Raw genomic sequence first — 15,035 nt, forward strand, 5'->3', positions numbered from 1 at the left:
ACAGAAAATGAAAGAAGACCTTCTGGCGCTGGTGGAGCGGGAGGTTCTGGGGTGGCCGGGGACGAACGAAGGGACGGGCAGGTTCGGATCCACAGTATTCCACTACGGCAGGCGAGAGATAGGACACGTCCACCGCGACATGATCGCGGATTTGCCGGTCGGGCGGGAGGCTCGGGAGCGTCTGATCTCCGAGGGCCGGGCACGCCCGCACCGGGCGGGCTCCCCGGGATACGTCAGCCACCCGATAGAGAACCGCGAGGACGCCTCGGCGGTCCTGGAGATACTGAGGTCAAACTACGCGCGGGCGAAGGCGGCCGCGGAGCGTCGGGCAGGAGGCGGGAGCGCATGAGCGCTTTCAAGGGAGGTGAACCGGGGCCTGGCGGGGGATAAGCTCGCTCCAAAAGTGCGTTTTGTCCCGTAGAGCCGGGCACAAGCCCCGAAGAATCCCCTTGCACGGCACGCTCTCGGGGTGCATCATGGGCATTCGTCGGGAAACGCCTGAAGATGGAGGGGGAGATGGAGCACCGGGTCCGGTCCGCGACGAGGATCTCGCTCGCCGTTTTCGCCCTGACGTCTCTGCTCCTGGCCGCTTTCTGGAGCCCGGTTGGCGCCGAGACACAGGGTGAGAACGCAGCTCACGACCAGTACGCGGGCGAGACCGGCTCCCCCGCGTCATCCCTCACCAGCGAAAACGGCCCCGCCGCCCACCCCCGGCGGGAGCATCCCCATCGTAAAGACCCCCTCACCCACCTGATAAACCACCGGACGAACCACCTCTCCCTCGCAGAGAACGCCGGCACGAACGCGGCATCAGCCAGACAACCCTCGAAGGAAAAGATCGAAGCGAAAAAGAGGCACATCCGGCGCGTAATCGTCCGGCTCAGAAAAGAAGCCAGGGCCGGACGGTTCACCGCTCCCCCCGCCACGGGCGGCACGCCGCGGGGATTCGCCCGGCAGATGCGGATAGCGCACCACCAGATAGCCGCCTACCCCGTCCGCAACCTGCCGCCCAGGGCCTATCTCCACCTGTACAAAAAAGCCGCGAGAGAGTACGGCTTCGGCCGCGACTGGTACATCCTCGCCGCCATCGGCAAGATAGAATCCGATCACGGCAGGAACATGGGCCCGTCGAGCGCCGGCGCGCTGGGGCCGATGCAGTTTCTCCCCTCCACCTGGAGGTTGTACGGCATCGACGGCAACCACGACGGGGTCGCCAACATCATGGACCCGCGGGATGCGATCCCTTCGGCAGCCCGCTACCTCAGGCTGAACGGCGCACCGCGCCACTGGTACCGGGCGATCTACGCGTACAACCACGCCGGATGGTACGTGGAGAAGGTGCTCACCGTAGCCCATCACTACAGGGAGCTGTCCGAGAGGTAACACTCACCTAGGTTCGAAAGGCGAGTCGGGCGTAGGTTCTCCTCACCATCGAGTCCACCCCGTTCCGGTCGAGGAGCCTCTTTATCTCCGGCAGGTGCTCCTCGCCGACCTCCATCCCGAGCCGGTAGAGCCTCTCGGCCTCCTGCATCTCGAAACGCTCCACCTGCCTCTCCAGCGGCAGGCGAACGGCGAGATCCGCCTCTTGCAGCGAGATCTGGGTCAGGCGCCGCCTGGAGGCGTCCCCGGCCATGATCGCCGCCTCCACGCCGTTGCGAGGTGCGGCTGAGGGGGGCACGGGGTTGGAGACGTCGACCCCGATGACCGGCACCCCGCCGCCGACCGAGCGTGCCGCGGAGACCGGCACCTTGTCTGTGACGGCCCCGTCGACCAGAAGGCGTCCATCCTGCTCGAACGGCGGGAAGACGCCCGGTATGGCGCACGAGGCGGCGACGGCCCTGGCGGCGGGCCCCTCCCTCAACACCACCACGTCTCCGCTGCGAAGATCGGCGGTCACCACCGCGACCGGAACCCTGCTCTCCTCGAGCCTGCGTTCACCGAAGAGCCCCGCGATGCCACCCACTAGCTCATCATCCTCGACCAGGGCCGGTCGGCGCGAGATCGAGAGGAGCCACCTCCAGCGTGAGAGCATGCCCCCCCGCGAGAGAAGCTGCCCCAGGCTCTCCAGCGCCTCGAGAACCGGCTCCGGCCTGAGCGGGAGCCCGAACGCGTACACGCAGGAGGCAAGAGCGCCCGCAGAAGTCCCGGCCAGGCCCCGGACGGGCACCCCTTCCTCCTCGAGCACCCGGAGAAAACCAAGGTGGGCGAACCCGCGCACCCCGCCCCCGCCCAGAGCGAGGGCGACCCCGCGATCATCCGAAGGGAAGGCGGTGAGCCCGGAGAGGCCCCGTTTTATCTTCCCCGGCAACGCCTCGAACGCGTTCATCACTCCGATCTTCTCCCGCAGCCAGACCATCTCCGAGAATGATTTTATCCGCTGGGGACCCTCCGCTCAGCCTCCCAACAAGTCATCGAGGTGCTCGTAGGTCTTCTTCTCGAACTCCAGGTACGCCCCGAAGGAGGCAGGATCCGCGAACGGGAACAGCTGCGTGGCCCAGAAACCGCCGATGCCGTTCTTGCGGTCGATCCAGTAGTAGAGGTTCGCGAGACCGGCCCAGCCGAGCGAGCCCGCCGGACGTCCGGTCGGGGCGTCCTCGTCGTTTATCATGAAGGTGTAGCCCCAGGACTTGGGCATCCCCGGGAAGAACTCCGCGTCGTTCGAGAGGCTCGGGACGGCTCCGGGGAGAGCGTGGATCTTCATCCTCCCGAGCCCGTTCCGGGACATGTATCGAACGGTCTCCGGGGCGAGCACCCGCCCATCTTCGCCCTCGCCGTCGTTCAGCATCATCCGGATGAACCTCGTGTAGTCACCGACCGTCCCGTAGAGGGCGTGCCCGCCCATGTGCTGCTCGGGATCCTGCGGCAGCTCGAACTCGGGCATGGGGCGCAACCTGCCGTCCTCCTGTCGTTGGTGAACCGTCGCCCGGCGCTCCCGCATCCCCCGGGACATGGTTATGGCGGTGCCCTCCATCCCGAGAGGCTCGAAGATGCGCTCCTCGAACACCTCCCCGAGCCTGCGTCCCCGGACGGCCTCCACCACCTTCCCGGCCCAGTCCATGTTTATCCCGTACTCCCAACGCTCCCCCGGATCGAAGAGGAGCACGCTGTAGAGCGCGTCCTCCCTCCCAGAGACCACGCTCGGAACCTCTCTCTTCCTGTAGTATTCGAGCAGGTCGTGGTTGAAGAACTCGTAGCCGAACCCGGCCGTGTGCAACATGAGCTGGCGCACCGTGACGTCCGAGCGGGCCGGGCGGGTGATTGGTTCCCCCTCCCCGTCGAAGCCTTCGAGGACTTCGATCCGGGAGATCTCCGGCAGGTATTCCTTCACCGGATCGTCGAGGTCGAGCCTCCCTTCCTCGACGAGCTGCATCACCGCGACACCCGTTATCGCCTTGGTGCAGGAGAAGAGGCAGAAGACGGTATCTTCGGTCATGCCCCGTCCCGAGCCGAGTTCGCCCTCCCCCTCCGCTCCCACGTACAGATCACCCCGCCGGTCCGTCACCGCCGCGACGACGCCCGGCACCCCACCCTCGCGCTCCACGACACCTCGCAACGCCTGATCGAGGTCCTCATGCGCTTTCCGAACCATCCACACCCCTTTCTCCTCACCATCTCCTCTCGTAAGTTTACGCCGGTACGGAACGTAGAAGATCCGAACGAGGGCCCGTCAAACCCAGTGTGGCTAACTACCCAACCTCGGAAGATGTACCGACCAAGCACGAGATCGTCTCGTAAAACGCGGGAAACCGAGCAGGGCTCTCACTCCCGCCGGAGAAAACGGGGTCAGCCGTCTCCTTCAACCTCACTCCGAAGACGCTCTATCGTGGTCCGCAACCAGTCCCGATCCGCGCGATTCAAAGCCAGCAGATGTTCTATGGCCAGGGGTGGCCCAAGCACGCCGGGGTACTCCGGGGCCTTCTCGATCTCGGCTATCTGCCTCTCTCTGTCCTCCAGCCTGCTCTCGAGATGCCTGACCACCTCAGCCCTCGGAAGCTCATCGAGGAACATCAGGCCTACGTCACCGCCCATCAGAATGCGGTCGGCTCTCAAAAGGTTCTCGCGCAATAGCTCGATGAACCTCTCCCGGCCCTCCGGCGTCACTTCGTAGACCTTCCTCGGCGGGCGATTGCCCTGCTGCTCGGTCTCCGAACGGACGTAGCCAGCTTCCTCGAGGCGATCCAGGATCACATAAGCAGTCGCCTTCTTCATCTGCGTCAGGTTGCTCAGGTTCTTCTGGATGAACTCGTTTATCTGGTAGCCATGCTGCCTCTGCTCTTTTACCAGACCCAGGATCAAAAGATGACGCTCGTCCATCTCGCCTCCAGTTGCCAACGTCGGCAGGCTCGTTTCAGTCACACCCATATTAGACACTTTTGACTATCCGACTCCCCGCGTATAATATAGTCAAATTTGACTAGTCATATATGACTACATAAGGGACGTACCTTTCGGAGACGAAGAGGAGGTTGGTGTGGCCAAGGGGACGAGACCCGGTCGGGTACTCCTGCTGTTGTTCTTCGGGGTTTTGATGGGGGCTCTCGACATAGCGATCGTGGGTCCTGCGCTACCGGCGATAGGGCAGTCCTTCGGTGTGAGCGCGAAGGATCTGGCGTGGGTATTTACGATCTACGTCTTGTTCAACGTCGTCGGCGTGCCGTTGATGTCGAAGCTGGCGGACCGTGTGGGACGCCGGGCGGTGTACGTGGCAGACGTGGCCCTGTTCGGCGTAGGGTCCATCGCCGTTGCTGCAGCACCTTCGTTCTGGATGCTTCTGGTGGGGCGTGCGATGCAGGGTTTCGGCGCCGGGGGCATCTTCCCGGTGGCGACCGCGGTCGTCGGGGAGGTCTTCCCTCCTGAGAGACGGGGCCGGGCCCTCGGGTTGCTCGGTTCGGTCTTCGGGATCGCCTTTCTGGTAGGGCCGGTCCTGGGAGGTGCGCTGCTGCTGGCGAGCTGGCACTGGCTGTTCATAATCAACGTGCCGGTAGCCGCGATCCTGGCGGCGTCTGCCCTCAGGTTGCTGCAGGATGGCAGGCCGGCGACGAGGAGACCCTTCGATCTCGCCGGCATGGGGGTGCTCGGGGTCCTGTTGGGGGCTGTGGTATTCGGCCTGAGCGAGATAAACGCCCGCAGCCTCTTCACGAGCCTCACCTCGGTGCAGGTCTGGCTCCCGCTGCTCCTCGCGCTGGGGCTCGCCCCGGCCTTCTGGTACGTCGAGCGTGGCGCGAAGGATCCCGTGGTACGCGTGGACTTGCTGAGCTCCAGACAGGTCGTCCTGGCCTCCACCCTGGCGATAGGGGCCGGACTCGGTGAGGCCGGGGCGGTATTCTTCCCCTCGATGGCGCAGTCGGCCTTCGAGGTCTCCCACTCCACCGCCAGCTTCATGCTGCTGCCCATGATGATCGCCCTCGGTATGGGCTCTCCCGTAGTAGGGCGCCTGCTGGACCGTATGGGCTCAAGGGCGGTGGTCTTCGTGAGCGCCGCGCTGCTCACGGCGGGCATGGTGGGAATAGGTTTCTTCGCGACGAGCCTCGCGGGATACTTCGCGGCCTCGGTCCTGGTCGGTTTCGGGCTCGCCGGCGTACTCGGTGCACCATTGCGCTACATCATGCTCGGCGAAGCCGGCCCCTCGGAGAAGGCGAGCGCCCAGGGGCTACTCACCGTCTTCACCAGCATCGGTCAGCTCACCGGCGGAGCGGTCATAGGCGCGGTCGCCACCTCCACCGGGGGCGGGACCACGGGCTTTCAAGCGGCGTTTCTGGTGTTGGGAGCTGTGGCCCTCATCATCACCGCCCTCTCCACCAAGCTCAAAAACCACGAAGAGGAGCTGGCGACCATCCGGCGGTGAAAGGTTCACCTCTCATCTTCATCTTTTCATCGACAACCCCACGCTTCTACCGGTTGCTCAAGCATACGGTCTTGGCCTCCGTGAAGAACTCGCGGCTGTAGATTCCGCCCTCGCGCCCGATGCCGCTCTGCTTCATACCGCCGAAGGGCACCCGCAGGTCGCGCACGAAGAAGTCGTTGACCCAGACCGTCCCGGCCTCAACCGCATCGGCCACGCGCACCGCCTTACCCAGATCCCGCGTCTGCACGACCGCGGAGAGACCGTAGCTCACCCCGTTGGCGATCTCCACCGCTTCCTCTTCTTCGTCGAAAGGCATCACCGTTACCACGGGACCGAAGACCTCCTGCTGGCAGATCCTGTCCTCGGGCCTGGTTCCGGCGACGATCGTGGCGTTCAGGTAGTTGCCCCCGTCGAAAGGATCTCCCAAATCCGGACGTTCGCCGCCGAGCACCACCTCCGCCGTCGAGGGAAGCTCATCCAGGAACCCCTTCACCTTCTGCAGATGCTCGGGCGAGATGAGCGAGCCCAAAACGGTCTTCGGGTTCATCGGATCCCCAGGACGCAGACCCTTCGACGCTTCCGCGAAGCGTTCGACGAACCCATCATAGGCCGGACGTTCCACCAGGATGCGCGGTCCCGCAAGGCAGAACTCACCCTGATTGAAGAAAGAAGAACGTATGCTGATCTCCACCGCCTGCTCCAGGTCGGCGTCGGCGAAGATGATGTTCGGCCCTTTGCCCCCGAGTTCGAAGGAGAGCTTCTTCAGGGTATCGGCGGCGTTCTTCATGATCGCCTTCCCGGTCGTCGTCTCGCCGGTGAAGGAGACGAGGTCCACGTCCGGGTGCCCGGTCAGGAAGGCCCCCGCAGAGTCCGGGCCGAACCCATGCACCACGTTGAAGACGCCGGGCGGGAGACCCACTTCGTGGGCTATCCGGGCCAGTTTCCAGGCCCCGATCGGCGTGAGCTCCGCGGGCTTTAGGACCACGGTGTTCCCGAACGCGAGCGCTGGTCCGATCTTCCAGGTCTCCAGCAGCATGGGAACGTTCCAGGGTGTAATCAGGGCGGCCACGCCCACGGGCCGGTGCAGCACGTAGTTGACGTAGCCTGTGTCCATCGGGTACGCCTCGCTCCCGTGCGTGACCACGAAGTCCGCGAAGAACTCGATGTTCGCCGCCACGCGCTGGATGTAGCCGTGGATGTTCTCCCGGATCGGACGCCCCACGTCCCAGCTCTCCACCCGCGCCAGTTCCTCTTCGTGAGCCCGGATGCCATCGGCGAAGGCGTGCAGCACCCTGCGTCGCTCGGCCGCCGGGGTACGCCCCCACTTCCCGAATGCCCTCCGCGCCGCCTCGACTGCAGCGTCCACTTCCGAGCTCTTGCCCTCGGGGGCGGTCCCTATAACCTCGTTCGTGGCCGGGTAGAAGACCTCGAAACGATTCTCTCCCTTTACGAACTCTCCATCTATGTAATGTTCCACCTCGAACCAGGGCTTCTGCATGGATACATACCTCCTATTTCTCTATCTCTGCGCTCAGAACGCTCCCTTTGGGCCCCCGCAACTCGAGGGTTCCGGGCCTCGCCTCGACGGCAGCGGCGGGAGATCCCAGGAAGATCATCTGACCCGCCTCTAGTCCTCCAACCTCTCTCGCCAGCCAGGAGAGGTGCGCCGAGACATCGCCCAACGCTTCGATCGGGCCTTCAGAGACCAGATCTTCGTCCAGGTACATCCGCAGCTCGTCCTCCGGAGAAGGATCGAGCGGCTTATCTCCCAGCAAAAATCCGCCGCCTGAGGTATTGTCCGCCACGACCTCCGCAAGGGTGAATTTGTAACCGTCCCATACGCTGTCGAGGAAATCTACGGCCAGGAACACCTCCCCCGCAGCAGTCCATTCTCCCGTTAAGGAGGCTCCGGGGGGGAGATCATCCCCCAATCTCAAGGCCAGTTCGGGCTCCATCTTGGGCTGTATGAAACGCCTGAGGCTCACCGGGCTCCTCAGGATCATCTCCGGATAGACCCGACCATAAATGGGAGACTCCAGACCCATCTGCACCTGCTTGGCGGAGCTCACCAAACCCAGCTTGTACCCTGCGATCTCACGTCCCCCCGCGAGCTCCCCCTGCACGCGGTAGGCATCTGCCAGATCGAGATCGTAGACTCTTCCGCTGGTGGTGCTCCTCGATTCTCTGGCCTCTTTGACTCGTTCCAGCAACGCCCACCGATTCCGGATCAAACTCACGCCCCCTCCTTCTCGCGGCTCGCCACCGAGCGACCTGCTATACCCCACTCCTGCTTAGAAACTTCGTAGATGGCCACCCTCACTTCTTCCAGGGGATGATCGAGATGCTCCGCCGCGGCCGACGATAGCTTCGCGATCAAACGTTCCTTTTGTTCCGCCGTGCGGCCTTCCATCATGGTTACCCTCAAAACCAGCAACGCTCTATACCTCCGTCCGGGATCCGTCAGTCCGATGTTCCTCGATACCCAAGGTTGCCGGCTGGGGACCTTTCGGGAAACGGGTCCTTCTTCTCGTTGCGAATGGAGAGGATTTCGGCCCCTCCTTCATGCCGTCATCACCAGTTCCACGCTGCCGAGTCCTTCGCCGAAACGAGCCCTGTACCGGCCTGGAACAGCGTCTACGGCCGCTGTGAGCGACCCGGATAGAATGGGCTCTCCGGGCGGCAGGCTCTCTCCGTATCCTGCAAGCGTATTGGCCAGCCACGCCACCGCCCTCGCCGGGTGCTCCAGAGCCGCGGCTCCCGCCCCGGTCGCCATCACCTCTCCATCGCGCTCTATCACGAGACCTACGGTCTCGAGGTCTATTCCGCTCGGGCTGGTGAGCACCTCACCCATCACCAGCCCCCACCCGGAGGCGTTGTCCGCTATGGTGTCCGCGAGTTTTATCCTCCAGTCTTCGATGCGGCTGTCTATGACCTCGAAGACCGGCAGGACACCACGCGTATTGGCCAGTACCTGAGCTACCGTAACGTTGGGTCCTCTGAGCTCGGTCTCCAGGATAAACGCCAGCTCCGCTTCCAGCCTGGGCTGAACCATGTGCTTCGAGCCGATCTTCAGGGCGGTGCCGTTCTCGAAGACGAACTCATCGAAGATCACACCGTAGTCCGGCTGGTCGACTCCCATCTGCTGCTGGATGGCCTTGCTGGTGAGGCCAACCTTGCGGGCTACGATCTTCCTTCCCGCCTCCTCGTGCAAACGCACGAGCTCCTGCTGGATCTGGTATGCCCCCTCAGCCCCCAGTTCGGGATGCGACCCCGTCAGAGGTGGGATCGCCTTCCCTGATTCGAAGGCTTCGAAAAGGCCCCTGGCCAATCGCACCGTATCTATATCAGCGGTCTGCATCTTCACCCTCTCCTCCATCAACGAAGTGTGTCTTGACCGTTCCCAGGCCACCAGATTCGACCACGAAGGTCCCTCCCGCACCGACGGGGTGCGCCCGCGTCAGCCCCCCGGTCAGCACTATGCTCCCCTCTTCGAGAACCCCTCCCGCCTCCCCCAGGCTGTTCGCCAGCCAGACTACCGCGGAGAGAGGATCACCCATGGCGTTGGCTCCGATCCCACCGTCCACGACACGACCGTCTCTCCAGAGCAGCACACCCACGAGCCGTAGATCAGGAACCGAAGCAAGGTGGACGGGACCCCCGAGCACGAATCGAGCAGCGGAGCTGTTGTCGGCGGTGTTATCCTCCAGACGGAACCGGTAGTCTCGGAAGCGGGAGTCCACGATCTCCAGAGCAGCAAAGGCCCACCGAACCGCCGGATAGACCTCTGCGCGGCCCAGACCGGGACCGACGAGATCCCTCTCGATCAGCAGCGCCACCTCCGGCTCGACGCGGGGATGTATGAGTCCCTGCAGTGGGATTGGACCGGCGTCCGCATCCACCTGCATGGAGCTGGTCAGCACACCACGGTTCGGGCCGGAGATGTCCATCTGACGGCGCATCACCTCGCTGGTGAAGCCGAGCTTGTAGCCGATGCGGGGCTCTCCTCTCTCCTCCAGAGCGGCCTCCTGGATACGGTAGGCTTCCTGGAGCGTGAGGTCCGGGTGCTCGTCGGTGAGCGGGTCTATCGGGCTGCAGGCACGCTCGGCCTCGAGAAGGCGACGCGCAAGGCTCTCGATCGCCGAGGATACCAACGGCCCCTACAGCTCCTCTCCGAAGAAATCCGCCAGCAGGCGGTTGAAGGCGTCCCTGTACTCGATCATGGTCCAGTGGCTGCACTGCCCGAAGACGTGGAGCTGCACGCGAGGCAGTCGTTCCAGCAGGTACATGCTGGTCTGTAGCGGGACGATGTGGTCGTCCCGGCCATGGATGAGGAGAACCGGTTTCTGCATCCTCTCGTACGAGCCATCCGGGAGCGCCAAAGCGTCCAGGTGCTGCTGGCGGGGCGGTGGGAACATGGCCTCGAAGCTGCGTCGGACCTCCGGTTGCATGGCCGCTTCCAGGCGCATCTGCGCGATCTTGTCCAGATCTTCGCCTACCGCCGCTTGGGGATCATAGGCGAACCAGTTTATGAGTTCCTTCATATGCTCTGCGGTGGGTTTCTCGTAGAATCCCCAGATGTTGTCCAGACGGTGCGTGATCTCGTGCGGAGGCCCCACCGGCCCCATCAGGACCATCCGCTCGAAGCGCTCCGGATGGCGGTGCATCAGGTGCAGGGCCACGGCACCACCCATCGAGTTGCCGACCAGATGAGCCCGCTCGACCCCGAGATGGTCCAGGAGGGACGTGATCTGGGCGACCCACGCGTCCATCCAGCCCTCCATGCCCTTCGGAGGGTTTTCGGGGTGTTCGCTCTTGCCAAAGCCCACCAGGTCGGGGGCCAGACAATCGTATTGATCCCCGAGGGCCGGCAGCGCGAACTGCCAGTTGGACCACGCCGTCACCCCGGGGCCAGAACCGTGCAGAAAAAGTATCGTCTCCGGGTTACCTTCTCCGGCCCGGTTGAGGTATGTCTCGTGAGGCACGGTCTGAATGGTTCTCTGGAAGTGCTCTGCCATCTTCGCTCTTTCCCTTCTCTGGTTTTCTGGATAGAAGTCCAAGGTTGGACACCACAAAAGGGGTCAGATAATTCAGCAACACCTTGACCCATAGTCCACCACCCAGATCACCGGACCAGAGTACATCTCCCTGGTTGAACAGGGTGAGCCAGGTGCCCACGATGAGCGCAATGGCCCCGGTCCGTCGGAGATGGGACGGGTGAAGACAGATTCTCAAAAACCGTCTTGCCTCTGTCAGAAACCACCTCATCTCCGGACCCCAGACGAAGCCGCCGGTTGCCTCCGACCATCACCAGATATAGCTGTGGTCCCAGAGCTGCACCTCCAGGCACCGATAAGCTCCGGTGTAGAAGAGCAAGGGGGCCCCGTTCGAGTAGTCCAGGTACTCGACCCGACCTATGTAGAGCGTGTGATCTCCGGCGGGATGTATGTCCACCACTCCGCAGACCAGGTGGGCCAGTGCTCCTTCCAGAAGAGGTATGCCATGGCGCTCGACGAACGGAATCTCGAGCCCTTCTTTCGGCCTGCCCGCGAAGTGTTGCGAGATGTCTTCCTGCTCGTCGCTCAGTATGCTTATCCCATAACGTCTGCTCTTGGGGAGCAGCTGGTTCATGTAGGTCCGGTTGTCCACCGAGATCAGGACGAGGGGCGGGTCCAGCGAGACTGAGACGAAGGCATTTGCGGTCATACCGTGCACGTGGCCCTCGTGCACGGTGGTGATGACCGTGATGCCGCTGGCAAAACGCCCGAGCGCCCTGCGAAACTCGCGGGGGTCTATTCTGGTTTGGGTCTGCGTCCTTTGCTCCATTTCTCCTCCTTACAAGCTGTTCCAACCCAAAAGGGCGCGAGCATCACGCCTAAAACCGAGCGCAAGCAGCCGGCGCACCCTGCTGGAGGAGATCACCCGCCCCTTCCCGCACCGAACCGGCTCGAAAACCCGGGTGACGAAGCGTGCTGAGAGGGTGCTCACGTCACCCGCTCCTTTATGGCCAAACCTGAAGTCCGGCCCCACCCAGACCTCACGAGGGTTCAGTGCTGCAAGCTCTTCGAGAAAGTCCTCCACGCCGCGTGCAGCGTACCCGGCGTCAAATCCGGCTACTACCACATACTGCGGTCGTAGCTCTTGCAGGCGGCGCATCTTTTCTTCAATCGGTGTGAGCACCGTCACACCTTGAAAATATGCCCGAGGTGGAGGATCGAAGGTGTACACCACCGCCGGCACACCGAGCTCCGCGGCCCGCTCCACAGCCTTACCGATCAGAGCCTGATGCCCGCGATGGACCCCGTCGAATGCTCCGATCGTGATCACCGAGCCCGGCAGGCTGAGGGTCTGGTCCGGATACACCTCCATCATCTCTAGGCGGCCCCTTGTTTCTTCTTGTGCGCGAGCTCTACGGCGACATCGAGGATCCAATCCTCCTGTCCCGCAACGGCCTGCCTCCTTCCAAGCTCCACCAGGATCTCCCTCGGATCCAACCCGAAGCGCTCCGCAGCGTGTTTGGCGTGCAGGAGGAAGGTGGAGTACACACCGGCATATCCGATGGTGATCGAATCCCTGTCCGGGAAGGGCTGAAACGGCATCATCGGAGCGATGATGTACTCGGCCGCGTCCATGAGCCCGAATACGTCCAGGTCCGGGTTGGCGCCCATCCGGTCCAAGACGGCTGCGAGTAGCTCCGTCTGGGCGTTGCCCGCCCCGGCTCCAAGGCCTCTCAGGGACCCGTCGATCTGGTCCGCTCCAGCCTCCAGCGCGGCTATGGCGTTGCCTATCGCGAGTCCCAGGTTGTTGTGGGCGTGGAATCCGACTTCTGTCTGCAGCGCGTCTTTGAGGGCCGCCACCCTTTCCCTGGCGTCTTCGGGTAGCATGGCCCCGGCGGAGTCCACTATGTAAACACAGTCAGCACCGTAGGACTCCATCAGCTTCGCCTGCCCGACGAGAAACTCCGGGTCTCTCATGTGGGCCATCATGAGGAAGCCTACCGCCTCCAACCCCATCTCCTTGGCGATCTCGAAGTGCTCCTGGGAGATGTCTGCCTCGGTGCACTGGGTGCAGATGCGCACGATCTCCACACCCCGTTCAGCCGCCTCTTTCAGCTCTTTTACGGTGCCGATGCCCGGAATGAGCAACGCCGCTATCCTCGCTCTCGTACAAACGCTGCGAGCCTCGGAGATGAGGTCCATCTCGGGCGTCTTAGAGAACCCGTACTGTATGGAGGCACCCGCCAGCCCATCGCCGTGGGTGACCTCGATGACCGGCACCCCCGCCTCGTCCAGCGCCCGCGCAACGTCGCGCACCTGTTCTCTGGTGAACCGGTGCGCCATCGCGTGCGAACCGTCACGCAAAGAGGTGTCCGTAAGCCTGGGGGCTCGTATCATGCCACCGCCTCCTTCTTTATGCCCAGAAGGTGGCGGGCAAACTGCTCCCCGACACCTCTCGCGGCAGAAGTCATGATGTCCAGGTTGCCAGCATATTTGGGCAGGAAGTCTCCCGCCCCCTCTACCTCTATGAGCAGGATGATCACCCTCCTCTCCCCCCAGGGCGTCTCCCGCTCGTCGAAGACCGGCTCGCTCTTGAGGTGATAGCCTGGCACGTACTCCTGCACCTCGGCGACCATCCTCTCCACGGAGGAAGCCACCTCTTCCTCGTCGAAGTCTCCCTCCGGTATCACGTAGACCGTGTTGCGCATCATGATCGGCGGGTCTGCGGGGTTGAGGATGATGATCGCCTTGCCCCGCCTGGCTCCGCCTATCTTCTCCAGTCCCCTGGCGGTGGTGAAGGTGAACTCGTCTATGTTCTGCCGTGTCCCAGGACCAGCGGAGAGGCTGGCCACCGTGGAGACCATCTCCGCGTAGAGCACCGGGGTAACCCGCGAGACGGCATAGACCATCGGCGTCGTCGCCTGCGCCCCGCAGGTGAGCATGTTCACGTTGTCCTTGTCCAGATGCTCCGTAAGGTTGGCCACCGGCACCACGTAGGGACCCCGGGCAGCCGGTGTGAGGTCTATGGCGATCTTCTTAGCTTCCTTGAGCATTTTGGCATGCCTGACGTGAGCCTTGGCGCTTGTGGCATCGAAGACGATCTTTATCTCCGGATCCTCCAGCACCGGGCCTATCCCCTCGTGGGTCGTCTCTATACCGAGCTCCCTGGCCCTCCTCAGCCCCTCCGACTCGGGGACTATCCCGGCCACCATCTTCAGCTCCATGTGCCCCGGGGCCTTCAGGAGTTTGTACATCAGATCGGTGCCGATGTTGCCCGATCCCACGATGGCCACCTTTACCTTCTCATTTTCAGCCACTGACGACCTCCTTAGTTGCCTTTCGGCTCGCACGGTAGTACTTGCTCCCATATCCCAGGTTCCGAGAGACCTGGCACACCGTCGCCATGAGGGCATTCCTGTATTTCTCCTCGCTCTCCCAAAACCTGTAGGCCGGCACCGAGAGGCTCATGGAGGCCACGACCTCACCGGTGTAGTCTCTTATGGGAGCAGCCACGCAGCAGAGCTCTGGTGTCGCCTCCTCGTTGTCGTGGGCGTAGCCTCTCTTCCTCACGAGCTCCAGCTCCTCGCGAAACTCTTCCAGAGTCGTGATGGTGTTCGACGTGAGCTTCGGCATCCCCTCCTTCTCCAGGATCTCGACCACCTCCTCCCATGGCCGGTAGGCCAGAAGGGCCTTCCCGACGCCGCTGGCGTGAGCGTAGAACTTGCCTCCTACCGCGGTCACCACGACACGGCTCGCTCGTCTCCCCTCCACCTTGTCCACGTAGATGACCTGTCCTCTCTCAAGAGCCGCCAGATGCACGGTCTCCCCAAAAGTAGAGGCAAGGTGCTCCATGCCCCGCCGGGCTTCATCTCGGAACCTGGTCGTCTCCAGGAGAACCTGGCTCATCGCCATGATCCTCCACCCCAGCCTGTATCTCCGCTCGCCCGTACGTTTGAGTATCCCTTGATCCGCAAGAGAACTCATCATCGCCGATACGCTGGACTTGGGGAGCCCAAGCGCCACCGCAACCTCACTGACCCCCCACTCCGGTTCCTCGACGGTGAACAAGTTCAAAATCTGCCCGACTTTTCGTATCGTCTGCACCTTTCCCTACACCACCTTTGCGCCGATCAAGACAAACTTACCCTCGTACGTACAACGCAGCAATGCCTCTGTTCGTCAATTACGAACAAAAG

The 15,035-nt window shown here is 63.1% G+C and carries 18 protein-coding genes; 3 read left to right on the forward strand and 15 right to left on the reverse strand.

Annotation, left to right across the window (positions count from 1 at the left end; genetic code table 11):
- The first annotated feature begins 7 nt into the window (after window positions 1-7).
- Both AC6EKW_RS05410 and AC6EKW_RS05415 read left to right on the forward strand, forming a co-directional pair.
- Complete coding sequence (locus tag AC6EKW_RS05410; RefSeq protein ID WP_498513858.1) at window positions 8-349, forward strand: luciferase domain-containing protein; 342 nt, start codon at window positions 8-10, stop codon at window positions 347-349.
- A 167-nt stretch (window positions 350-516) separates the two neighbouring features.
- On the forward strand, window positions 517-1,383 hold the full coding sequence (locus AC6EKW_RS05415; RefSeq protein WP_498513859.1) for a lytic transglycosylase domain-containing protein: 867 nt from the start codon (window positions 517-519) through the stop codon (window positions 1,381-1,383).
- Between the two features lie 7 nt (window positions 1,384-1,390).
- Here the strand turns inward: AC6EKW_RS05415 and AC6EKW_RS05420 are convergent, their stop codons facing one another.
- From AC6EKW_RS05420 to AC6EKW_RS05430, 3 genes are all read right to left on the reverse strand, one after another.
- Complete coding sequence (locus AC6EKW_RS05420; protein ID WP_498513860.1) at window positions 1,391-2,326, reverse strand: patatin-like phospholipase family protein; 936 nt, start codon at window positions 2,324-2,326, stop codon at window positions 1,391-1,393.
- A 66-nt stretch (window positions 2,327-2,392) separates the two neighbouring features.
- On the reverse strand, window positions 2,393-3,589 hold the full coding sequence (gene acmB / locus AC6EKW_RS05425; protein WP_498513861.1) for a methyl acetate hydrolase AcmB: 1,197 nt from the start codon (window positions 3,587-3,589) through the stop codon (window positions 2,393-2,395).
- Window positions 3,590-3,783: 194 nt separating this feature from the next.
- Window positions 3,784-4,314 carry a PadR family transcriptional regulator gene (locus tag AC6EKW_RS05430; protein WP_273888531.1) on the reverse strand — a complete coding sequence of 177 codons (531 nt, stop codon included), beginning with the start codon at window positions 4,312-4,314 and terminating at the stop codon, window positions 3,784-3,786.
- Window positions 4,315-4,471: 157 nt separating this feature from the next.
- Here AC6EKW_RS05430 and AC6EKW_RS05435 point away from each other — a divergent pair, with 157 nt between their 5' ends.
- A complete protein-coding gene (locus AC6EKW_RS05435) occupies window positions 4,472-5,845 on the forward strand; it encodes an MFS transporter (RefSeq protein WP_498513862.1) in 1,374 nt (457 codons plus the stop codon).
- Window positions 5,846-5,891: 46 nt separating this feature from the next.
- Here the strand turns inward: AC6EKW_RS05435 and AC6EKW_RS05440 are convergent, their stop codons facing one another.
- The 12 genes from AC6EKW_RS05440 to AC6EKW_RS05495 all read right to left on the reverse strand — a co-directional run bounded on the left by AC6EKW_RS05440 (window position 5,892) and on the right by AC6EKW_RS05495 (window position 14,943).
- Window positions 5,892-7,343 (reverse strand): aldehyde dehydrogenase, encoded by a 1,452-nt coding sequence (locus AC6EKW_RS05440; RefSeq protein ID WP_273888529.1) that lies wholly within the window; start codon window positions 7,341-7,343, stop codon window positions 5,892-5,894.
- Between the two features lie 13 nt (window positions 7,344-7,356).
- Complete coding sequence (locus AC6EKW_RS05445; RefSeq protein ID WP_498513863.1) at window positions 7,357-8,082, reverse strand: 2-keto-4-pentenoate hydratase; 726 nt, start codon at window positions 8,080-8,082, stop codon at window positions 7,357-7,359.
- Complete coding sequence (locus AC6EKW_RS05450; protein WP_498513880.1) at window positions 8,079-8,315, reverse strand: tautomerase family protein; 237 nt, start codon at window positions 8,313-8,315, stop codon at window positions 8,079-8,081. The genes AC6EKW_RS05445 and AC6EKW_RS05450 overlap by 4 nt, the downstream gene beginning before the upstream one ends.
- A gap of 90 nt (window positions 8,316-8,405) precedes the next feature.
- Complete coding sequence (locus tag AC6EKW_RS05455; protein ID WP_337958760.1) at window positions 8,406-9,203, reverse strand: 2-keto-4-pentenoate hydratase; 798 nt, start codon at window positions 9,201-9,203, stop codon at window positions 8,406-8,408.
- A complete protein-coding gene (locus tag AC6EKW_RS05460) occupies window positions 9,190-9,996 on the reverse strand; it encodes a 2-keto-4-pentenoate hydratase (protein ID WP_273888526.1) in 807 nt (268 codons plus the stop codon). The genes AC6EKW_RS05455 and AC6EKW_RS05460 overlap by 14 nt, the downstream gene beginning before the upstream one ends.
- Before the next feature lie 6 nt (window positions 9,997-10,002).
- The gene (locus AC6EKW_RS05465; RefSeq protein ID WP_498513864.1) at window positions 10,003-10,827 is read right to left on the reverse strand and encodes an alpha/beta fold hydrolase; all 825 of its coding nucleotides are present in this window, start codon (window positions 10,825-10,827) and stop codon (window positions 10,003-10,005) included.
- Window positions 10,787-11,110 carry a nitrate/nitrite transporter NrtS gene (gene nrtS / locus AC6EKW_RS05470; protein WP_498513865.1) on the reverse strand — a complete coding sequence of 108 codons (324 nt, stop codon included), beginning with the start codon at window positions 11,108-11,110 and terminating at the stop codon, window positions 10,787-10,789. The genes AC6EKW_RS05465 and nrtS overlap by 41 nt, the downstream gene beginning before the upstream one ends.
- 39 nt (window positions 11,111-11,149) lie before the next feature.
- Entirely contained in the window at window positions 11,150-11,668 is a 519-nt protein-coding gene (locus tag AC6EKW_RS05475) for a flavin reductase family protein (protein ID WP_498513866.1), read from the reverse strand.
- A 9-nt stretch (window positions 11,669-11,677) separates the two neighbouring features.
- Window positions 11,678-12,214 carry an FAD synthetase gene (locus tag AC6EKW_RS05480; protein ID WP_498513867.1) on the reverse strand — a complete coding sequence of 179 codons (537 nt, stop codon included), beginning with the start codon at window positions 12,212-12,214 and terminating at the stop codon, window positions 11,678-11,680.
- A 2-nt stretch (window positions 12,215-12,216) separates the two neighbouring features.
- Entirely contained in the window at window positions 12,217-13,233 is a 1,017-nt protein-coding gene (gene dmpG / locus AC6EKW_RS05485) for a 4-hydroxy-2-oxovalerate aldolase (protein WP_420542073.1), read from the reverse strand.
- The gene (locus AC6EKW_RS05490; protein ID WP_498513868.1) at window positions 13,233-14,156 is read right to left on the reverse strand and encodes an acetaldehyde dehydrogenase (acetylating); all 924 of its coding nucleotides are present in this window, start codon (window positions 14,154-14,156) and stop codon (window positions 13,233-13,235) included. The genes dmpG and AC6EKW_RS05490 overlap by 1 nt, the downstream gene beginning before the upstream one ends.
- Window positions 14,149-14,943, reverse strand: a complete 795-nt coding sequence (locus AC6EKW_RS05495) for an IclR family transcriptional regulator (protein ID WP_498513869.1) — start codon at window positions 14,941-14,943, stop codon at window positions 14,149-14,151. The genes AC6EKW_RS05490 and AC6EKW_RS05495 overlap by 8 nt, the downstream gene beginning before the upstream one ends.
- Window positions 14,944-15,035 lie beyond the last annotated feature (92 nt).

This window comes from Rubrobacter sp. M3-4 (assembly GCF_059772285.1).